Genomic DNA, 21734 nt, shown 5'->3' on the forward strand with positions numbered 1-21734 from the left:
TTTCCCCTCTGGGACGTTGGGTGCTGTCTGCCAGGATGCCAGCCGTAGGGCCGCCCCCACAGTGATCTGCGGGGGCGGCCCTACGGCTGGTTCTGGGGTGCCTCGTAGCGGTCAGTTGAGGACGGCGGTGCGGTCGACGTCGAGGATCGTGCAGGTGACCGAACACTCGAACAGGGGCCCTGAGGTGGTTCGGCCGAACCACCTTGCTCGGGCATGAAAAGTCGCACGCACTTGCCTAACTTGCCTGCACCCTTGATCAGCCACCTGAGCAGGGGAAAGAGGTGCCACTCCCTAGATAGCGACGGCGGCGAGGGCGAGGTGGGAGTTCATGTCCAGCTCGAACCGGCCGTAGGGGTTCACGTGGGTCCAGAACAGCGGGGACAGGGCTCGCCGGTCGGCGTCGGTGAGCCGCATCTGCCACTTCTCCTCGCTCAGGATGTCCTGGAGGAGCAGGGTGTTGACGTGCACCAGCGCCGACTGGAGCAGGTGCAAGGCGAGCATCGAGACCTCCTGGGACTCCTTGTCGGAGCCGGTCAGGTCGCCGTCTTTGCCGTAGAACAGGTCGTGGTTGGCGGAGTTCCAGTTCTCCACGACCTGGAGCCCATCGTTGATCTCACGCCGCAGGTCCGCGTCGGCGAGGTAGTCGCAGATGAACGCCGTACGCACCGCACGGCCCAGTTCCTCGATCGCCCGGTACGTCGGATGCTTCGGCCCGCCGCGGGTGAATCGCCGCAGGACCTGCGCGGCCTCCGCGGTGCCCAGGCGCAGGGCGGTGGTGTACTTCACGATCTGGTCGTACTGCTGACGGATCAGGTCCCAGTCGATCGTCTTGGTCGACAGCACCGGCGCTAGGTTCGGCCACTTCTCGTCCTCCCCAGCCGCCGGCCGGTACAGGCGTGCCGAGCCGACGTTCTTCAGCCTGGGTAGCAGGTTGAAGCCGAGCATGTGGGCGAAGGCGAACCCGACGATGGAGGCGCCGTGCGTGTCGGTGTACTGCCGGTCGATCTCCACGTCCGTGCAGTGCCGCAGCACGCCCTTGATCATCGCAGCGACCTCTGAGGCCGAGCAGGACCTGAGCTGGCTGTAGACGCACAGCGACTTCTTCTCGACGTGCCAGTAGATCATCACCCCGGGTCCGCGGTACCGCTGGTGCCACTCGGTCATGAAGTTCGAGGACCAGGAGCCGAACTTCTTGGAGTCGCTCGCACAGGCGGTGCCCTCGCCCCACCACACCGCGTCGCGGGCGGCGAAGGTGGCGTTGACCAGCCGCACCAGCGCCGCGCGCAGGTTGGTCCGGTTGACGAACAGGTGCCGTACCCGGCGCAGGACGGCCTCGCTCTCGCCGTGCTTGCCGGTGACCGCGACCCGCTTGATGCCCATGTTCGTGACGGGCACCAGGCCGACCCGACGATCCCGGGTACACGATCGTGAGGCGGCAGTTTGTCCTTCCAGGCGGCGTGGTCGCCTTGATGGTGGCGCTCACGCCGACCGTGATCAGCACCCGTAGTACGCGATGGGCCGTGGGATGGGCGGCCATCCTTCTCGGAGCCGTCCTCCTGCTGATGCTGCTCGCCCTGGTAGAGCACCTCACTTCACCAGACCGACCCGAGCCCCACCGCGCCCCAGAATCTGGACCCCTCTGACCCGTCGTCATCGTCCTGGGCAAAAGCGGCTATCAGCCCTCTGACGGAGACGCACGACCATGGGCGTTGTGCCAGCCGGCTGCCGCCGGATCCGAAGCCGGAGAATCCTGAATCTGCGGATGCCCCCGTCAGAACGGCTGAGATCATGGCAAGAGGGTCAGTTCATGATCAGGGCACAGCAGTGGGGGCGGCGATGGACGAGAAGAAGACGGTGCGCGCGGTCGCGATCGACTACAAGGCAGTCCTGCACGGGCCCGGGCGTGCGCACGAGGGGATCGCTGAACTGCTGCGGTGGCTCGATCAACGCGATGTGGCTTGGGTGCTGCTGACCAACAACCCGATGGACGCCAAGTCGGCCCTTGCCGCGGCCGGCCTTCCCGAACCGGCCCTGCATCTGTGCCGCGACGACATCCCGGACAAGGCGAAGCGCGGCAACAAGGCCTGGCTAGAGGCTGTCGCGGACAGACTCGGCCTCCGCATGAACCAGCTCATCCTCGTCGGGACCTCGCAATTCGACTGGTACACAGGCATCCACGCCGGCGTCGTCCACATCCACGCCCGCTGGGCCAGCCGCCTGGGAGCGAAGATCACTTCGCTGATGTCCGACGAGCCCGCCGACGTCATCGAGCTCTTGGAGTACTTCCTGCTGCACGAGCCCCGCTGGGCGTTCCGTCTCGATGACGAGGACCGCGCCTTCGCGATCCGCTCGATGCTGCCCTTCAGCGCGCGGTTCCCCCGCGGCGGCGGCCGGACCTTCACGATCAAGGACATCTTCACCTACGAGAACACCGTCAAGGTCGGTGACCAGGACGCCCGCGATGTCCTGATGCTGCACCTTCTGTGTGCGGCCTACCTCGACGGCGCGCTGCCTGGTCAGAGCTTCTTCTGCGTGTACCCCAGCAGCACACCCGCCAAGGGCAACCCGCAGCTCGCCGGCTTCCTGGACCGCGCCAAGAACATGACCGGCTCTTCCTACAAGGAGGACCTTCTCGAACGCGTCGCCCAGGCCCCGGACACGAGCCTGGAGCGGTACAAGAGGAGCGTCGGCCAGTCGACGGGCCGGGACATCTCCATCGCCGCCCAGGCCCGCACCGTACGAGTCAACCCGGCCTACAAGAAGAAGATCGCCGGCAAGACGGTGATCGTCTTCGACGACTTCACCACCGAGGGCAAGTCCCTGGAATGGGCCCGCACCCTCCTCAGCGAGGCAGGAGCAGCACGGGTCATCGCACTGACAATCGGAAAATACCCCCCGCGCCACACCGTCTACCAGCTGCGCCCCGGCGTCACGATCGATCCCTTCACCACCAACGACATCACCTTGACGCACTTCCAGACGACGACGGGTCCTGGCGGAGCAGAGGAAGGGCCGTCGGTAGTCCTGACGACGGCTATGGAGCACTTCGCTGCCGCTGAGGAGGTCGCTGTCGAACCCCAGGCCCCTGAGGCGGCCCCTGCCCGGATGGCTCATCCGGCACCCCGACCGGTTCCTGCTGGCACCCGCTCTCCCATGACCGCCTACAAGATCGCCCGGCAGCGGCACCTCGCCGACATGCTCACCCACCTCCAGCAGCATGCGTACCCCCTCGTCTGGCGCGGCGAGTACCTCGTGCCGACCGGGGAGACGACGACTACCGCTTTGTGGTGGATCGCCCTGCCAGGGCAAGTCGAGCAGTGGTACGACACAAGCGAGGCTGAGCGCCTGGTCAGCGGCATCTGTCTGGCGGTAGGGATCATCTGGGAACCGGTCGCGGCGCCTGGCGGTGCCACCCAGCTCGCCGAAGCCCTCGCCCGTATGGAACAGCGGCGGCAGGGCTAAGGAACCGGCTCGACGGCCCCCCTTCCTGTCCGCACGGGGGCTCCGTACGCCATGATGGAAGTGGCCCGAGTACCTCGCTTCATCCTTCGAACATCCCGGGGCCACGAGTAGAAGGACACCCTGATGGACCTCGATATCACCGCTGACCAGCACGATCTGCTGACCCTGTGCGCGCTGCGTGCCGGCGATGCCACCCTCGACTGGAGCCTGATCGCCCGCGGCGCCCAGAGCCCCGAGGGCTTGGCCGCGCTCATGGACGGACAGCTGCACGAGGACTCTCGTGCCGCGACCAAGAACCGCCCCCTGCTGCAGCAGGCCCTGTCCGCCGGCCTGGACGCCGCCCGTGCCCGCGTCGACGACGAACTCGCCGCCGCCGACAAGGCCGGCGCACGCCTGGTCACCGTCCTGAACAAGGACTACCCGGCGAACCTGCGCGTGATCGGCAACCTGCCGCCGTTCCTCTTCTACCGCGGCGAGCTCGATCAGCGCGACGCCCGCTCCATCGCCATCGTCGGCACCCGCCAGGCCTCCGAGGACGGGCTGCGCCGGGCGGCACGGATGGCCCGCGAGCTCGTCGAGCACGACGTCGTGATCGCCAGCGGTCTCGCCAAGGGCATCGACGCAGCCGCCCATCAGGCAACGCTCACCGCGGGCGGCCGGACGTTCGCCGTCATGGGCACCGGCGTCGCCGCCCCGATCTACCCGGCCGAGAACCGTCCGCTCGCGAAGGCGATCCTCAGCGCCGGGGGAGCGCTGCTGAGCCAGTTCTGGCCCACGAGCCCTCCGGCGAAGTACACCTTCCCCCGCCGCAACGTCGTCACGTCCGGCACCACGCTGGGCAGCGTCGTCATCGAGGCCTCGAGCACGTCAGGCGCGAAGATGCAGGCTCGCCTGGCCGCCGAGCACGGCAAGCTCGTCTTCCTGATCCGTTCCCTCGCCGACACCCAGCCCTGGGCCAAGAAGATGCTGGACGAGGGCCGGGCGGTCCTGGTCACCGCCTCCAGCGACATCATCGACCGCCTCGGCCAGGCCGCGGACATCCAGGCCGCCGGACAGCAGCGCCAGCAGCTCGCCCTGGCCGGCCTGTGACGGCAGGTCTCCCCAGTCCAGCAGGCTTTCCCAACTGCCCGGTGTGCGCGTACCGCATCACCGGCACCGCCCGCCTGTGCTCCGACTGCGCCGGCCGCACCCTCCAGCCGGTCGCCGAGCCCCACTGCCCCGTCTGCTCCCAGGCCGTCGCGCCCGGCAGGCAGTGCAGTAATCGGGTGTGTGCGCTCCCGGAAGCCGAGCGGGGGTTCTCGCGCGTCGACGCGATGGCCATGTACTCCGGAGCCCTGCGCGACAAGATCCACACGCTGAAGTACGAGGGGAGGGCCGGCTGGGCGATGATCTTCGGCCGGCTCCTCGTCGGCTGGATGGAGAGCCACCCCGACGCGATGAACGGCGTCGACTACGTCGTCGGCAACCCGAGCCACTTCGGCCGCCAGCCCATCCAGCACATCGAGGCGATCATGGACGCCGCCTACACAGAGGACGTGACCAGGGCCTTCCCGCTCAGTCCGCCGGGCGCACACCGGCTGGTGAAGCACGCTGAGACGGCCCGGTCCGCGAACCGCACCCTGGAGGAGAAGCGCGCGGCCGCGACAGCGCATGCCGCCGCCCTGACCTGGACCGGGGACATCGGCGACATCAATTCGGCCACCATTCTGCTCGTCGACGACGTGTTCACCAGCGGATCGCAGCTCCAGCACGTCGCGCTCCGGCTCCGGGCGAACGGAGCCGCCGACGTCCGGGGGCTCGTTCTCGCCCGGGTCCCCTGGAGCGGATGACGTCGCCCCGACACCGGACTGGGCCTGTCGGCTGGCTCCGGCCGGTCGGTCAGTGCCGGACGCTTCGCGTCGAACTCACGCGGCTTGCCCAGGACGGCGGTCATGTGGAGGCTGAGGCGCCTCAAGGAAATCCGGAGGGAGCAGCCCAGCGCCACCGTCCCCAGCCCGGGCCGATGACGCCGTGGTCGGGGCGTCCGCGTCGGGAATCACGACGATCCCGCCGACGTGGTCAGTGACCCATGTCGGAGGAGTCCGGCCTTCCAGGACGTCGCGCACGTAGCCGGGGACCTCCGCTCGCAGCCCGCGGAGCATGTGCGCGAGGTACGGCACGGAGAAATGCCCGTAGTCGTTGGGGACGTTCTCGAAAAGGGCGCCGGTGACCGTGGCGGCGCGTTCCATGACCGCCGCGCCGGCGAACTGGCCGTGCCTGATCCGCTGGACAGGCCGGAGAAGTTCCTTTGCCACCCTGCGAGATCCTCGCTGCGGCTGCCGCAGGAAGCGCTCAAGGTCCTGGTCCAGCCCGCGCGCGAGGGGCACGATCGGCGCGTCCAGGCCGTCGGGGCTGGCGATGTCTTCGACGGGAACGGCGTCGTGGAAGGCGCTCACGCCCGCGTTCTTGGCGTCCAGGCCGACCGCGTTCTCCGCCACCAGAGCGGAGACAGTGGACACACCGACCCGGTCGCGCTCCTTGCACGGAACGTCGTCATGAGTGCGGTCGCAGGCCAGAGTCGATCGGTACTGGGCGTCCCCGCAGTACAAGACGTACGCGGCGGGGACATGGAAGCGGTCCGCTGCCTTGATCAGCTTCGAGAGCTGCGTCCGGTCGTCGCCGCGCGTCTTGTAGCTGAAGTCGATGCTCCAGCGCTTGCCGTGCAACTTCAGGATCTTCGCCTGGACCAGGAGCCCGTAGCAGGTACCGTCCCGGTCCACCCACCACCACAGCCAGTCGGCTCCGTTCTCCTTCTCCTCGTCGGCTGAGCTGTCGCTGCTCCCGTAAGAATGACCCCCAGGTGCTCCTTGGGTTCTAACGCTTGTCGCAACATTCCTTGATCATTAGGGGTGTGTTGGTGGCGAGGCGGGGACGTAAGCGCAGGCTTGAGCTCGAGGCTGAGTATTGGCGTCTGCTGGCGGCCGGGGTGGGTACGGTCGAGGCGTGCAAGCAGCTCGGGATCGGACGGAAGACCGGTTACAGGTGGCGGGCGGAGAACGGTGGTCTGCAGCCGGACTACCTTCCGGAGGCGTCCCGGTCGGGCCGGTACTTGTCGTTGCTGGAGCGGCGTCGGATCGCCTCGATGCGCGAACGTGGCCTGACGATCCGGCAGATAGCCAGTCGGCTCGGCCGCGCACCGTCGACAGTCAGCCGGGAATTGCGGCGCAACAGCCGCCCGCACGACTACGGGAGCTACGACGCGGACCTGGCCCACCACCGCTGCCGCGAACGAGCCGGGCGCCCTCGTCGCGCCAAGCTGGCCATGGATCCTGAGCTGAGGGCCGAGGTGCAGACCAAGCTCGATCTGGAGTGGAGCCCCGAGCAGATCGCCGCCCATCTGCGGACCCACTGGCCCGACCGGCCCGAGCGGCATCTGTGCCACGAGAGCATCTACCGCGCTCTCTACCAAGGCGCCAAGGGCGGTCTGAACAGGACGTTGACCAGGAAACTCCGTACCGGACGCCCGCTGCGCAAGCAGCGTCGCCGTCCCGACCAGCGCATGCCCCGCTTCGTCGCACCCGCGGTCCTCATCGACCACCGGCCGTCGGTCATCGATCGACGCGAGAGGCTCGGCGACTGGGAGGGCGACCTGGTCGTCGGCGTCCGCAGCCAGTCCGCCGTCGCCACCCTCGTCGACCGCCGCACCCGCTATCTCCGTCTGATTGCACTACCCGACGGACACTCGGCCGGCCATGTGCGCGACGCGCTCATCGCCAACCTCAGTTTGCTGCCCGAGCAGGCCCGCCGGAGCCTTACCTGGGACCAGGGCTCAGAGATGGCCCGTCATCACGAGCTCGCTCCGTACTTCACCGACGGCGTCTTCTTCGCCCGCCCGGCCAGCCCCTGGCAGCGCGGCACGAATGAGAACACGAACGGCCTGATCCGCCAGTACCTGCCCAAGCGCACGAACCTATCCCTTCACTCTGCTGAGGACCTCCACGCCATCGAGCAACGGTTGAACAACCGACCCCGCAAGACCTTGGGTTGGCAGACCCCCGCCCAAGCCTTCGCAGCCGCTCTGGCACCATGAGCCTGCAAAGTTGCGACGATCATGCGAATCCGCCGATCGCGCGGCGGCTGGGGGTGGCCCGGAACACGGTGCGGGCCGCGTTGAACTCCGACCGGCCTCCTGTGTTCGAGCGGGCCCCGCGGGGTCATGTCGCGGACGGGTTCGAGCCGCAGATGCGGGCTCTTCTGCAGGAGTGGCCGACGATGCCGGCGCCGGTGATCGCCGAGCGGATCGGCTGGCCGTACTCCTCGGCGCCGTTGCGCAAGCGGCTGGCGTTGATCAGGCCGGAATACCTCGGGATCGACCCGGTCGACCGGGTCAGCTATGAGCCCGGCGCGGTCGCCAGTGCGATCTGTGGTTCCCGGAGACGAAGGTCCAGGTCGGCGCCGGGCAGGAGCGGGTGCTGCCCGTGCTGGTCATGACCTTGGGGTTCTCCCGCTTCTTGTCCGCGGTGATGATCCCCTCGAGGCAGGCTGGCGACATCCTCTCGGGCATGTGGCAGCTGATCCACGAGATCGGCCGCGTGCCGAAGACTCTGGTCTGGGACCGGGAGGCGGCGATCGGCGGCAGCGGGAAACTCACCGCTCCGGCGGCGGCGTTCGCCGGCACGTTGGCCACCCGGATCAAGCTGGCGCCGCCCCGCGACCCTGAATACAAGGGGATGGTCGAGCGGAGCAACGGCTACCTGGAGACCTCGTTCCTGCCCGGCCGGCAGTTCGCCTCCCCGGCGGACTTCAACCAGCAGCTGCGGGAGTGGCTGGTCAAGGCGAACTCCCGCACGGTCCGCTCGATCCAGGGCCGCCCGGCCGATCTGCTGGAGCGGGACTACCTGTCGATGACCCCGCTGCCACCGGTCGAACCGCCGGTCGGTCTGAGCTCGAGGATCCGGCTCGCCCGTGACTACTACGTCCGGGTCGACACCGGCGACTACTCGGTCGACCCGCAGGTCATCGGCCGGTTCGTCGACGTTACCGCCTCCCTCGGGGAAGTGGTGGTGTTCTGCGACGGGCAGGTCGTCGCCCGCCACGAACGGTCCTGGGCCAAGCAGGCCGTGGTCACCGATCCCGCCCACGCCGCCACGGCCAAGCGGATGCGCCAGGCCCTGGCCGAGGACCGCCACCGCCGCCAGTCCGCGGCCCGCCGGCACCCCGACGGCCACGCCGTCGCCCTCCGGGCCCTGCCCGACTACGACGCCCTCTTCGGCGTCGACTTCGATCAGCCGTCAACAGAAGCGAAGTGACACATGACCATGGCCACCACGATGCCGAAGGACGGCCTGCCGTCCATGATCACCTATCTGACCCGGGTCCTGAAGACCCCGACGATCGGGGCCTGCTGGGAGGATCTGGCCGCCCAGGCGAGGGATGAGAACTGGTCCCACGAGGAGTATCTGGCGGCTCTCCTGCAGCGGCAGGTCGCCGACCGGGAGTCCAAGGGCACCGTGATGCGGATCCGCACCGCCCACTTCCCTCAGGTCAAGACACTCGAGGACTTCAACCTCGACCACCTCCCCTCACTCCGCCGCGACGTCCTCGCGCACCTGGCCACCGGCACGTTTGTCTCCAAGGCAGAGAACGTGATCCTGCTCGGACCACCCGGCATCGGCAAGACCCACCTGGCCATCGGCCTCGGAGTCAAGGCAGCCCACGCCGGCCACTCGGTTCTCTTCGACACCGCGAGCAACTGGATCACCCGTCTGGCCACCGCCCATCAGGCCGGCCGCCTCGAGGCCGAGCTGAAGAAGATCCGCCGCTACCGGCTGATCATCATCGACGAGGTCGGCTACATCCCCTTCGACCAGGACGCCGCGAACCTGTTCTTCCAGCTCATCGCGTCACGCTACGAATAGGGCTCCGTGATGGTGACCTCACACCTGCCCTTCGGACGCTGGGGAGAGACCTTCTCCGACGACGTCGTCGCAGCCGCCATGATCGACCGCCTCGTCCACCACGCCGAGGTCCTCACCCTCACCGGCGACTCCTACCGCACCCGCCAACGACGCGAACTCCTCGCCAAGGAAAACCGCACACACCGAGACTGAACCAACCCCAAGGGGTCAAATCTGCGGGAGCAGAGCGTGCTCACTTCTGCGGGAGCATTGACACCTTCACGCACCAAGCCCGCGATCGGTTGCGCCCTGCAGACGATCAGTTCCTTGGCGGGCAGCAGGGACCTGGCCGGTGGTGAAGATGCGTCGGCGGCGCACGATTTGCACGGCGTCCACGGCACGTTCAGCCAGCGGTGTGTTTCGCTATCGGATGCGGCCCGCCATCGGCTCCAGGAGCGCGAGACCGCCGTCGACCAACCAACGCCGGCTGCTGTAGGGCGGCGTCCAGCGCCACGTGCTCAGCTGCCGAGAGTATGACAAGGTTCGCGAAATTGGCCTGACAATGTGCCGGGGAGGCGAGCGGTAGGACCCTTCGCCGGTCACGGCTGGCACCGGGGGAGTGGGCTTGGCTGATTGCGACCGTCTTCGCCGACGGTAAGCGGCGCGGCGTCGTTGGCGCACAGGCACTGCTCCGTGCCGGAACACTGCGCTCTGTGAAGCTACTGGACTGCCTCCGGCGAAGAAGACGCATTCGAGGGCAGACCTCCGCCCGGCCGCGGATCCGCGGCCGGGCGGAGGTCTGCCCAAAATGTGCAGTCTGCGGGGGATGGCCGTGCAGAGGGCTCTTACTGGAGGGCGCTGTCCCAGTCACGGTGGGGGGCGGTCATGGTGTCGCCGTTGCTGGTGAGGTTCCACAGGGCTTGGCGGGTGCGTCCGTCGGGTGTGGTGCCGTAGTCGTAGAAGATGGCCATGTCGGTCTTGCCGTCACCGGTGGCGTCGCCTGAGAGCGGTTGGCTGCGGTCCCAGTTCCAGCTGATGGGGTCGCTGTCCCAGATGATCTTGGGTGCCTGGAGGGTAGTGCCGGTGCTGGTGAAGGTCCACAGCTTGGAGCGGTACTTGCCGTCGACGAGACCGTAGTTGTAGAGGACGCCGACGTCGGTCTTGCCGTCGCCGTTGTAGTCACCGGAGGTGACCTTGCTGGCGTCCCAGTTCCAGCTCATGGCTCCGCTGTCCCAGGCGACGGTGGGTGCGTTGAAGGCGGTGCCGGTGCTGGTGAACGCCCACCACAGCTTGGAGTGGTTCGTGCCTTCGGGAGTCTGGTCGTAGTCGTACAGGACGGCGATGTCGGTTTTGCCGTCGCCGTTGTAGTCGCCGGAGGTGAGCTTGCTGCGGTCCCAGTTCCAGCTGGTGGCGCCGCTGTCCCAGGCAACCGCGGGCGCGCCGAACGTGTCGCCGGCACTGGCGAAGACCCACAGCTTGGAGCGGAACTTCCCGTCGGGCTCCTGGTCGTAGTCGTACAGGACGCCGATGTCGGTCTTGCCGTCGCCGTTGTAGTCGCCGGAGGTGAGCTTGCTGCGGTCCCAGTTCCAACTGGTCGTGCCGCTGTCCCAGACCACCTTCGGCGCGCTGAAAGTGTCGCCGGTGCTCGTGAACGTCCAGAGCCGTGAGCGGTACTTTCCGTCGGTCAGACCGTTGTTGTACAGGACGCCGATGTCGGTCTTGCCGTCGCCGTTGTAGTCGCCGGAGGTGAGCTTGCTGGCCGCCCAGGTCCAGCTGGTGGCACCGCTGTCCCACGCCACCCGAGGCGCACGGAACGTCGTGCCGTCACTCTTGAACACCCACAGGCTGCTCTGAGCACGCCCTTGGGTGTCCCTGCCGTAGTCGTACAGGGCAGCGACATCGGACTTGCCGTCACCGTCGAAGTCACCGTCAACCACTTGGGCCTGCTGCGGCAGGGCCCGTACCTGCTGGATCCACGCGTTCAGATCGTCGACACGGGTGCTGATGGCCCCTTTTCGCAGCTCAGCGGCATCGATGCCCCAGCAGCCGCTCTGCCAGGACTTGCTGTTGACGGCGACGAGCTCAGCCTTGCCGTCCTTCTCACGAAGCAGCGGACCGCCGGTGTCGCCGGCGCAGATGGTGTCGCCGCCCTGTCCGGTGATGGCCAGCTGGCTGGTGTCCACCGCGTCGATGGTAAATGCGCCGGTGTGCAGCTTCATCGGTGACCACTCCGTGGTGGTCCGTCCGAAACCTGCGGCCTTGACCGTGTCTCCGGTCGCGGGTGGTGCGGAGGCCAGCGCGACGGGGGTGATGCCCGTGGCGGGCGTCGCGAGCCGCGCCATGACCAGGTCGCGTCCGGCCGAGGGGACGAGTTCGGTGACCGTGGTGACGTGACCGGCGGTAGATGCGAGATCGCTGCGGCCGACGGTGACCGTGACGGGCTTGGCCGGCTTGCCGGCAGCAGGTGCGGCCCCTCCTGCGGGGTTGTCCACGAAACACGAGCCGGCGGAGATGACCCACTGGGGGTCGACGAGCGCGCCGGAACAGATGCGGTCGCCGCTGCCGATGGCCAGGCGAGCGGTGAAGGCGTATGTATTGCCGGTGGTGGGCGTGCCTACGACGGCGTTGGTGGGCGTGGCGGTGAGCAGGACCGGGGTTGCGATCGCAGCTATGACGCCGGCTGCGCGCAGCCGTCTGGCTGAAGCTCGCTTAGACATGTGCAAATTCCTGAGGTTGGTTCGTGGCGCAGCCGGAGGCAGTGGACGCGTTAGGCGCGAGTAGCCCCGGGACGCCGGCTGATCCGGCGTTCAGCGCCACGATGATCTACGTGTGAGCTGCGGGCTCGTTCCCTGGCTGAGAACCTGTGGGGAACGGCAGAGGCATCAACCGGGTACACCGATTCCGATGACGGACCGGGCGCGCTGCCCTCACCGACAGAAGGGTCTCTCAGCCAGTGACGCGGAGTTCGACGAGAGCGGAACGCAGCCCGGTGTCACCGGCTTCGCCGACGGCGGTGAGGTCGTTCGCGGGGGCGTTGACGACGGTTTGCTCCCCCTCGGCCGTCAGCGTGGCTCGCACGGGGTGGTCCTGGGTCCAGATGTTGAAGGTGTCAGGAAGTTCCAGAGTCAGGTAGCCGGACTTGGCGTTGGCCTTGAAGCAGAAGGCCCCCTTCCACGACTCGACCATGATGTTCGAGGGGTCACTGCACTGGGCGAGGCTGGTGTGCTCGGTCAGGATGATGTGGCCGTCGCCGCGCTTGAGAGTGATCCCCCGGTCCTGATAGATCCTGTCCGCGCCTGGGTAGCTCAAGTCCTCGACAGCCAAGGGCATGTCGGTGGCGAACGCCGTCGTAGTGGTCGCCTGCGGAGCCGCGTGGACTCCGGTGGCCAGAGTCGCTGCGCCGAGGCATGCGACCACAGCAGCTGAGGTTCCGAGCAGGAGCGCCTTGCGGGCGCGCGAGATCACCATGTGTTTCCTTCCCCAAGATGACGAGCAAGCGGATCCTCCCCGTCCGCTGCACGGAAGTAAAGCACATGTAATGTTCCGGTGAACGCGCCCCGAATGCTGCTCAACAGGGGGGATGTGACGGACCGCAACGTGTGGGTCGGGTGAACCGCACATTCCCCTTGGCAGCTGCATCGTCCCGCAGGGAGTCGCCCCAAACGGACATAACCGCCTTGTGCGGATACTGGTGCGATGTGGCGGAGTGATCCATTGCATGGAGGAATAGCTAGGTGAAGCAACTTTCACACTTCATACGCCGCGGGCGCAGACCCAGAGGGACACCGGAAGCCATAGCTGCCCGGAGCGCATGCGCCGTCCTGCTGTCCGCCGCCATGACCGCCGGGCTGCTGGGAGCCTCACCCTTGGCCGCCGCGGACGAATCTGCCTCTCCTCCCGGACGGGAACTGGCGGTCGACTACTGGATGCGTGGCGGCGTGGGCGTCAAGGAGGCGGCCGAGCAAGCCCTTCTGGGCTCGGATGAGGACATCCAGAATTTTCTGGCAGAGCAGCCGTCGATCCAGCGAATAGACGACCGGGTGGACGTTGCTCGCGTGTTGAACGTGGGCGGTCTGGCGGTGCGGGAGGCTGCCAAGCAGGCACTTCAGGGCACACCCGCGGACGTCGAAGCATTTCTGAAGGACGGATGGAAGGCGCCGCACAATCTCGACCAACGGGTCGAGGCCACGCGGGTCGTCAATCTGGGCGGTCCCGGGGTACGGGAAGCAGGCATTGCCGCGCTGCAGGGAACCCCGGAGGACGTCAAGAAGTTCCTCGAGGTCGATCAGTACACGGCGCGCCAGACCGACGACCGGGTCGCGGTCACCAAGCTCTACAACTTGGGTGGCCCGAATGTGAAGGCGGCGGCCAAGCTCGCGCTGATGGGTACCCCGGACGACGTCGTCGAGTTCCTCGAGGTCGGTCAGTTCGTGGCGCGCAACCGCGATCAGGAGCACGCCACGATCGCGCAGCTGACGGCGCAGGCCGAGCAGGCCGGCAAGCAGGCCGAGGATGCGACCAAGGCGGCTCAGGAGGCGTCCGACAAGGCGATCGCGGCGGCGGAGCTGGCCAAGCAGGCAGCGCAGAAGGCCGCTGCGGAGACCGAGGCTGCCAAGGATGATGCCGAGCGCGCATCGGTGAAGGCCAAGCAGGCCGCTGATGCTGCCCGCGCCGCTGCTGAGGCCGCGCAGACTGCGATCGGTGCGGCGAACGCTGCGAACCGGTCGGCGCGGATTGCGGCGCTTGCTGCGGCGCAGACTGCGAGCGCGGCCGCGGCTGCTGCCGATGCGGCCACCCGTGCGTCGAACGCGGCGATCGCCGCGGGCAAGGATGCCTCCCAGGCACAGGCTGCCCGCGACCGGGCCAAGGCCGCCCGGGACGCGGGAGCGCTCGCCCGTAAGTCGGCCCGGGCTGCTGAGCAGGCCGGCAAGGCCTCACTCGCAGCAGCCGAGGCAGCTGCGGCATCCCGCAGCGCCAGTGGCAACGCGAACATGGCAGCGGCAGCAGCCGATGAGGCCGCCGACTTCGCGGCCGCGGCCGGAGGCTCTTCGGCCGAAGCTCGGGCCGCTGCCGCGGAGACCCGCCGGCACGCCAACGAGGCCAACCGCGCCGCCAGCGCCGCCGAGGCGCTGGCACGCAAGTCAGCGACCGCCGCCAACGAATCCCGTGATGCCGCCAACTCGGCTGCCACCCATGCGGAGAGCGCCGCCGCTGCTGCCGAAGAAGCCGCGGAACATGCTGGCGAGTCAGCCAATTACGCCGCGGAGGCGACTAAGCAGGCCAACGCCGCCAAGCTTGCCGCCGATGCGGCTTCGGCCGCTGTGGTGACCGCGAAGAAGACCTTCGACATCGCCCGGGAGACCGAGGCCGAAGACCTCGCTACCCGCACCGCTGCAGCCGTCGAGAGCGCCAAGTCCCAGACAGCCATCGCGGACACCTTCACCGTCGAGGTCTCCAAGAGCGTCCTTGAAGGCAAAGAGATCGAGGACGACACCAAGGCCCTGGCCGAAGAGCTCGCCAGGCCGGACGCCGACCAGACGGCAATCGCCAGCAAGGGCCGAGAGGTCGCCCTGCGCGCTTTGAAATACTTCGGCTCCTGGCGCCAGGACGCCGCAGCACGCGCCTTGGCCGGTACCGACGCCGACGTCCTAGAGTACCTGCGCACCGGCTGGGACAAGGCAGCCCAGGACGAAATCCGCCAGCAGGTCACTGACATCGCCTCGGCCAGCCCCTACGAAGCCGTGCGCACTGCGGCCACCGAGGCGCTGAACGGCACCGACCAGCAGATCCGCGACTTCTACACCACCGGCCAGCACGAGGCCGCCAGGACTGAGTACCGAGTCGCCATCACCAAGCTTTACAACGACGGTGGTCCCGGCGTCCGCGAAGCAGCCGAAACGGCGCTGGCCGATGGCAGCACCCAGGCGCTGCTCCAGTTCCTCAACAGTGGCCAGTACGGAGCCCGGAACACCGATGAGCGGGTGACCGCCACCAAGCTGTTCAGCGACGGCGGACCCGAGGTCAAAGCAGCAGCCAAGATCGCCCTGGCAGGTCCGGCCGACCAACTGCACGCCTTCATCCAGGCCGGCCAGCACATGGCCGACCGCAAGGACCAACTCGCCAATATCCATATAGCCCAGGTCGAACGCCTGATCGCCGAGGGCGGCATCATCGCCGCGAAGGCCCAGCACAACCGTTGGCTCGCCGCCAAGGCCGCTGCCGAAGCGAACCAAGCCGCCGGTGACGCCGCGGTGGCCGCTGCCGAGGCACAGAAGAGCGCCGACCAGGCAGCCCTGTACGCGACCCAAGCCGACGCAGCCGCCGACGACGCCGAAACCAGCGCCGCACAAGCAGCCGCATCCGCCACCACCGCCCGCAACGCCGCCAACAGGGCCGAACAAGACGCCATCGCGGCCGAAGAATCCGCAGCCCAAGCCGAATTCTCCGCCAACTACGCACGCACATCGGCGGAACTTGCCAGTGATGCCGCAGTTGACGCCCGTGTGTCTGCGCGGGATGCAGGAAAGAGTGCCGCGGAAGCTGAGAGCCTCGCTAAGCAGGCTTGGGATGACGTTGTCAAGAAGCGTCAAGCGGAAGAAGCCGCAGCACGAAAGGCGGCAGAGGAGAAGCGGAGACAGGAAAGGGAGAAGGAAAGCAAGCCGCCTTGCTATCTGCACCCGACCCGAGACAGCCTGCCAGTCTGCGCCCTGGCAGGTCAGCCCCTCCAAGTTGCTCCCATCGATCCCACCATGCAGAAGTTCGCCTGGGATTTTTTGGCCCTCAACGACGCCAAGGATTGTTTCAATAATCCCACCCTCGGCAAATGCGTCATGGCTGCCGCATCGGTCCTCCCAGTCGGCAAGCTGAAGCTTCTGAAGGGCATCGACGGCGTAGAGGACGCAGCCAGCGGTACGCGGGCAGCGAGGTCAATCCTGTGCTTCCAGTGCTTCCCGGCTGGAACCAAGGTGCTCCTGGGCAACGGTGCCACGAAGAATATTGAGGCTGTCACCGTCGGCGACGCCGTACTTGCGGCCGACCCAGAGTCCGGTGAGCAGGGAATGCGCTCGGTGACTAATGTTATCGTCACCGAGCACGACAAGTCATTCAACGAGCTTACGATCGCCACCTATGGTGGTGATGAGCGGCTCACCGCCACCAATGAACACCCCTTCTGGTCACCGTCGGAAAGGGCGTGGATAGAGGCCGGAGAACTCAGTCGGGGAATGACACTACAGACCGCGCAGGGAAGTGCGGTCGTAGTCCAGGGAAATAAGTCCTTCGTCCAGAATGAGCGGACTTACACGCTGACTGTCGGTGACCTGCACACGTTCTATGTGCTGGCAGGGAACACGCCCGTGCTGGTACACAACGCCAGTTGCCCGGTAGGGTTCACGGACCTCGGCGGTGATCGTTTCAGGTCTCCGGCAGGATTGATCTACGGTCCCGGGTCCGCGCATGGACACCGTCTGACGCACGTCATGGAACACGCCCGCCCCGATCCGACAAAGCCGACACACAGTGTCTTCGCTGACCCTGACCAGACGAAGATTCTTGCGCTGCTCGACGAAGCATGGAGCAAGAAGGGTGCGCCGGACCCCTCGGATCCCGCGAAATACGTCATTGATCTGCAAAGAACGGTTGGTACGGCTGGCGAGCGGAAGATAAGGGTCGTAGTTGTCCCAGGAACTACTAGAATCATCACGGCTTTCCCGCAACTTTAGGAGAAGAAAGTGATCTGGTGTCCCAGATGCGAGCAAGGGTGGGTAGTCGCCTGCCGCATTCGAGGAAGGCAGGAACAGTTCCTTGTGTGCGAGGAATGTGACACCGTGTGGGAATCTGGCGAGCCTGAGAACACTCCTCCGTTCGTGATCCTCGAAGAGTACTTGGCTAGGTTCGGCCTTAGCGCCTTGTGGTCCAACCTGGAGCGCATCTAGCCTCGATCTTGCGTGACGGTCTGCCGACGGAGTCGGCGGACCGTTTTGCTTTGGCCGGTGGCTGATGGTCAGGCCGGTGGCCCGACTGTCGTGTCGGGTGGGCGCCGGGTTCCACTTCTCCGGGTTGATGGTGCTGCTCGTCGGGGCGGTGAAGCTGCTGTTCAGCCGGGGTTGGGGAGTTCGGCGAGTCGGTCGAGGGCGGCGGTGATGTGGCTGGTCCAGGGCCAGTGCCGAGCGAGGCGGAGGATGCGTCGGCGGCCGGTGGTGGCGAGTTGCCCGGCCGCGGTGAACAGGCGAAGCCGTAGGCGGCGGGGCTCCCAGCGCCTGGCCATGCCGGTGAGGGCGAGCATCGGCATCCAGGCCAGCAGGTCGAGAGCGATCTGCACGATCTCCAGCCAGACCTTGTTTTGGGCGGTGCGGTGCAGGGGGAGGTTGCGCAGGCCGGTGGACCTGGCGGCCCGGATCCGGTCCTCGGCCCTAGTACTGCAACGGTGTCTGTTCTGAGTGCTGGGCAGTTTTCAGGGGCTGTGGCCCCGCCGTTTGTAGTGGCTGGTGCGGGCTTGGTGCTGGCGTCGTCGGCGCCATGTCGACCAGTGCAGGATGTGGTCGATGGGGGTGGGGCGACGGTGGGTGAGGCGGGTGATCAGCCGTCGTATCTCGGCGAGGCTCAGGTGGATGAGCTGGGAGGATCCGTTTCTGCTTTGTCCGTGTCCAGTTGGCGGGCGCGCAGGATGGTGAGGCAGGCGTGGGCGGCCATGGCGAGGGTCATGTGGCGGTGCCAGCCGGGATAGCGGCGGACCTGGTAGTCGTCCAGGCCGCACTCCTGCTTCGCGGTCTGGAAGCATTCCTCGACCGCCCAGCGGCTTCCGGCGATACGGATCAGCTGGTCCAGGGTGGTGTCGGCGGGGCAGTAGGCGATGTAGTAGGAGATCTCCTCGGGCCGGCTGACGCTGCGGCGGGCGATCACCCAGTGCCGGCGGTCTTCGCGGTGCCAGGGCCTGACTTCGACGCGGGCCCAGTCATAGATCCGCCGGCCATGTGCTCCCTCGCCGCAGGAACGGCGCTTCCACTTCTGCCGTGGGAGGCCGGGGAACAGGTCGTGGACGGGGTGGTCGAGTGCCCAGCGGGTGACGACGGTGTCGTGCCGGGTGGTAGCCATGACGTGGAAGACGTCTGCCTGCTCAAGTTCGTATCGCCATCCCTTGCTGAAGCCGTAGGCGGCATCTGCGGTCACCCACCCGAACGGGATCCGGTCCGCGATGGCCTTGCGGACCATCGCCCTGGCCATGACCACCTTCGTGGCGAAGGCGGTCTCGTCGTCGATGCCGGCCCGGCGGCAGCGTTCCCGGTCGTCCGTCCACGACGTGGGCAGATACAGCCGTCGGTCGATCAGGGTGCGTCCGCGATCGGTGGCGTAGGCGAGGAAGAGTCGGGTAGGACCGTCGCATTGCTGCGACGGTCCCCCCTCAGAACCGGCCGTGCGGGCTTTCCCCGCAGCTCGGCTCAAGCAAGCCCCGAAGGCTCACAGACGTGCAGTGCCGCAGGACGAGTGGACGAGACGGAGCTGCACCCCGTCCGACGTGTCGACTCCGCGATAGGTGATCTTTCTGGTGGTGATCGCCTGGCGGGTGCCTCGCAGCCACTGCTCCCACTCGGTGGGGCTGGACGGCGTGGCGTCGGCGTGCAGCAGCGGGCCCCGGCAGATCAGACATTGCCCGTTCTGCGCCTGGAGCAGACGCAGGGTGGCGCGGTCGATCGGCGGAGGTGCACTGGTGCGGCGCCGTTCGGCCCAGTAGGAAGCCAGGGCAGGGTCGTCCGGAGACGCCGAGCCGTGGACCATCTGGTGTCGGACGATCTTCGTCCAGGCGAATTTCAGCAGGTAGGCGCCGCTGTCGCGGTCACCGAACACCCACTGGTCCTGCCGGGACTTGTTGAACGTGCCGTAGTACCGGGCGGTGACCCAGTGCCGGGGCTTGATCGGGTGAGCGCGGGTCGCCCACTTGTAGGTGAGCTTCCACATGTAGTCGTCCAGCGCGGTGAAGACTTCGCTGGCGACCACGCTCCGGTAGTAGGCCGACCACCCCCGGATAATCGGGTTGAGTCGTTGCAGCACCGCGGCGACATTGGCCCCGCGCAGGGACCGCACCTCGGCGCGCAGCCTGTTCCGGATCCGTCTGATGGCCTCGCGGCTCGGCTTGATCAGCAGCTTGCCGTGATAGCGGCGGATGGTGAAGCCGAGGAAGTCACAGCCCTCTTCGAGGTGGACGACGCGCGTCTTGTCCTCGTTGAAGAGCAGTCCTCTCGGCCTCAGCCACTCGGCAAGCCGGGCCTTGACCTGTTCGGCCTGTTCGCGTGAATGACACAGGGCGACAAGATCGTCGGCGTATCTCACCAGCAGCGGGGAGCCCGGCATGGTGTCACCGGCACGGCGGCCGGTCTGCCGGTACTGGACTCCCGCAGCCATCTCCATCCCGTGCAGAGCGATGTTCAGGAGCACGGGGCTGATCACACCGCCCTGAGGAGTTCCCTCCTCGGTCGGTGCGAACCGGCCTTTCTCGACCACACCTGCTCGCAGCCACTGCCCGATCTGCTCCCGCGCGGGGAACGTACCGAGCTGCTGGAGAAGGTGATCGTGGTCGATTCGGTCGAACGCCGCTGCCAGATCCGCGTCCAGCACCCACCGGCGGAGGGCTTTGCTGCCCTTGGCCGTCCAGAAGATCGCCGCGATCGCGTCCTGACAACTGCGGCCGGGCCGGAAGCCGTACGACTTCGGCTCGAACCGCGCTTCCCACTCGGGTTCCAGTGCCTGGGAGACCCGGGCTTGCTCAACCCGGTCCAAGATCACGGGAATGCCGAGCGGGCGTCTCCTGCCGCCTGGCTTGGGGATATACACCCGCTTGACGGGCCGGGCTCTGTCCGGGCTGATCCGGTGCTGAACCCGGTGGGCCAGCTCCGCTTTGCCCGAGGCGGTCAGGACCACCTGACCGTCGATCCCGGCCGTCTTGCGTCCTGCGTTGATCTCCGTCACCCGCCGCACGCTGACCAGCGTGTTGGACCGGGAACGGAGCATCAGTTTCTGCAAACTGCGGACCCTTTTGAGGTCCCCTGCCTGTGATGCCGCGAAGATTCTCTGCCGCAGTCGCCGTACTGACTCCTCCTGGGCCTGCCAGTCGACGGCATCCCAGTCGAGCGGAGCGTCCTCCGGTCCGTTCACCCAAGCGGTGCTGGTCGCGGCCGGGTCGGCAGCGGATATGACCGTCACGGTGTCTAACTTGCCCTTCGGTTCTGGTTCCTGATCAACAGCGTTCTTCACAGGCTCACCCGGCCCACGTCAGCACCCTTTCGGGTCGGGCATCCGCCCGTATCCGGCTAGTTATGCGGGACTCGGCGGAGGTGCCGGTACTGTCCCGGTTTCCTGCTGCCTTTCGGCGGCCGGCATTGGCTTCTTGGACCGTCCTGCACCCGCTGGGGAATTGGACCTTCCTCACGGTCGGCCTACCAGACCAACAGGTCTGGACCCCAACGGGGTTGTCGCGTTCCACACGTGTGAGATGCGACCGGGGTGGGCGCCCTCATTACCCCGGGGCGGCGGTGTCCTCCCGGCCGACTCGGTGTCTTCGACCGGCACCTGCCGCTTCTCAGCGGCCAGCCCTGCACCCCGCTCGTACTTCCCATCTGCGAGGCTTGCCATCACGGAGCATCGTTGAGGGTTCAGTGAGCTTCACCCGTCCGGTCTTCCCCTTGCCTGTGACCCCCGGATGGAACGGGAGCCCTTGGGCTTCTTCCCCGAGCTTCGCACCCCGCCGTTACCAGCGACGCACGTCGGGGAGGGGACGGGCCTTGGACACTGGCCCGGGTTACGTCCTCGGCGTCACGCCGACCTCCTCCCTGCGTAACCACTCACAGCGTGCGACCTCGCGTCGCACCACCGACCTGGCAGTTCTCGGTGCGGCCCGCGGTGCCGGAGTACTGCCTTTGCACGCCGGCCGAACGGATGCCCTTCTTGAGGAAGCCGGTGTCATCGATGATCAGGACGGCATCCCGGTCTCCGAGATGTTCCACGACGTACTCGCGCACGTCGTCCAGGACCTCGTCGGCGTCCCACTCGATCCGGTTCAGCAACCGGTGGATGCGATCGGGGCCCGCGTGTCCGGCCTCTTCCGCCAGCGTCCAGCCGTTCTTCCGCTCCAGCGGCGCAACCAACCCCCGCATGTATGCGAGCGCCGAATCCCGCGGCTCCGACCGGCTGAACCGGTGCACGAACCGCCCGTGCACAGCGTCCAGTTCACTCGCCCACAACCTGACATCAGCAAGGTCCCCACCCATAACCTCACCAACGACTGACCTGGCCAGCGGTCACGGCAAGCACTGAGGGGCCTCGTGTTCTTCGGACAGGGATCTGACTGTCTATTTCACGCGACGGCTCGCAACTTCACATGTTCGGCGTGGACTTCTCGGGGAG

Annotated in this window: 10 protein-coding genes and 5 pseudogenes; 7 read left to right on the forward strand and 8 right to left on the reverse strand. The window is 67.1% G+C overall.

Annotated elements, in window-relative coordinates; all coding sequences use genetic code 11:
- Positions 1 to 291: 291 nt before the first annotated feature.
- Positions 292 to 1395: a transposase gene (locus ACIHCM_RS35460; RefSeq protein WP_399905504.1), complete on the reverse strand. Its 1104-nt coding sequence runs from the start codon at positions 1393 to 1395 to the stop codon at positions 292 to 294.
- A gap of 441 nt (positions 1396 to 1836) precedes the next feature.
- Between ACIHCM_RS35460 and ACIHCM_RS35465 the strand changes: the two genes are divergently transcribed.
- The 3 genes from ACIHCM_RS35465 (at position 1837) to ACIHCM_RS35475 (ending at position 5291) form a co-directional block, all read left to right on the forward strand.
- Entirely contained in the window at positions 1837 to 3462 is a 1626-nt protein-coding gene (locus ACIHCM_RS35465; RefSeq protein ID WP_399905507.1) for a hypothetical protein, read from the forward strand.
- 123 nt (positions 3463 to 3585) lie between these two features.
- Complete coding sequence (locus tag ACIHCM_RS35470; protein WP_399905510.1) at positions 3586 to 4551, forward strand: DNA-processing protein DprA; 966 nt, start codon at positions 3586 to 3588, stop codon at positions 4549 to 4551.
- Between the two features lie 41 nt (positions 4552 to 4592).
- Positions 4593 to 5291 carry a ComF family protein gene (locus ACIHCM_RS35475; protein ID WP_399905512.1) on the forward strand — a complete coding sequence of 233 codons (699 nt, stop codon included), beginning with the start codon at positions 4593 to 4595 and terminating at the stop codon, positions 5289 to 5291.
- A 75-nt stretch (positions 5292 to 5366) separates the two neighbouring features.
- Here ACIHCM_RS35475 and ACIHCM_RS35480 read toward each other — a convergent pair whose 3' ends face one another.
- A complete protein-coding gene (locus ACIHCM_RS35480; RefSeq protein ID WP_399905515.1) occupies positions 5367 to 6221 on the reverse strand; it encodes a hypothetical protein in 855 nt (284 codons plus the stop codon).
- Between the two features lie 131 nt (positions 6222 to 6352).
- Between ACIHCM_RS35480 and ACIHCM_RS35485 the strand changes: the two genes are divergently transcribed.
- From ACIHCM_RS35485 to istB, 3 genes and pseudogenes are all read left to right on the forward strand, one after another.
- Positions 6353 to 7531 (forward strand): IS30 family transposase, encoded by a 1179-nt coding sequence (locus tag ACIHCM_RS35485; protein WP_399905517.1) that lies wholly within the window; start codon positions 6353 to 6355, stop codon positions 7529 to 7531.
- Positions 7528 to 8750: pseudogene (gene istA, locus ACIHCM_RS35490) on the forward strand (IS21 family transposase). The gene ACIHCM_RS35485 and the pseudogene istA overlap by 4 nt, the downstream one beginning before the upstream one ends.
- A gap of 21 nt (positions 8751 to 8771) precedes the next feature.
- Positions 8772 to 9551 (forward strand): annotated as a pseudogene (istB, locus tag ACIHCM_RS35495) (IS21-like element helper ATPase IstB).
- Positions 9552 to 10183: 632 nt separating this feature from the next.
- On the opposite strand, the gene ACIHCM_RS35500 reads toward istB, so the two are convergent.
- Together ACIHCM_RS35500 and ACIHCM_RS35505 are read right to left on the reverse strand one after the other, a co-directional pair.
- Positions 10184 to 12055 carry a trypsin-like serine protease gene (locus tag ACIHCM_RS35500; RefSeq protein WP_399905520.1) on the reverse strand — a complete coding sequence of 624 codons (1872 nt, stop codon included), beginning with the start codon at positions 12053 to 12055 and terminating at the stop codon, positions 10184 to 10186.
- A 229-nt stretch (positions 12056 to 12284) separates the two neighbouring features.
- Entirely contained in the window at positions 12285 to 12806 is a 522-nt protein-coding gene (locus ACIHCM_RS35505; protein ID WP_399905522.1) for a hypothetical protein, read from the reverse strand.
- Between the two features lie 368 nt (positions 12807 to 13174).
- Between ACIHCM_RS35505 and ACIHCM_RS35510 the strand changes: the two genes are divergently transcribed.
- Complete coding sequence (locus ACIHCM_RS35510) at positions 13175 to 17059, forward strand: polymorphic toxin-type HINT domain-containing protein (protein WP_399905525.1); 3885 nt, start codon at positions 13175 to 13177, stop codon at positions 17057 to 17059.
- Positions 17060 to 17433: 374 nt separating this feature from the next.
- Here ACIHCM_RS35510 and ACIHCM_RS35515 read toward each other — a convergent pair.
- From ACIHCM_RS35515 to ACIHCM_RS35530, 4 genes and pseudogenes are all read right to left on the reverse strand, one after another.
- Positions 17434 to 17769 (reverse strand): annotated as a pseudogene (locus ACIHCM_RS35515) (transposase); the annotation flags it as partial.
- A 170-nt stretch (positions 17770 to 17939) separates the two neighbouring features.
- Positions 17940 to 18701: pseudogene (locus ACIHCM_RS35520) on the reverse strand (IS701 family transposase); the annotation flags it as partial.
- A gap of 93 nt (positions 18702 to 18794) precedes the next feature.
- On the reverse strand, positions 18795 to 20585 hold the full coding sequence (ltrA, locus tag ACIHCM_RS35525; protein WP_399905528.1) for a group II intron reverse transcriptase/maturase: 1791 nt from the start codon (positions 20583 to 20585) through the stop codon (positions 18795 to 18797).
- 614 nt (positions 20586 to 21199) lie between these two features.
- Positions 21200 to 21598, reverse strand: a pseudogene (locus ACIHCM_RS35530) (transposase); the annotation flags it as partial.
- Between the last annotated feature and the right edge of the window lie 136 nt (positions 21599 to 21734).

Origin of the sequence: Streptomyces sp. NPDC052023, from assembly GCF_044548465.1 — a bacterium.
Taxonomy (GTDB): domain Bacteria; phylum Actinomycetota; class Actinomycetes; order Streptomycetales; family Streptomycetaceae; genus Streptomyces.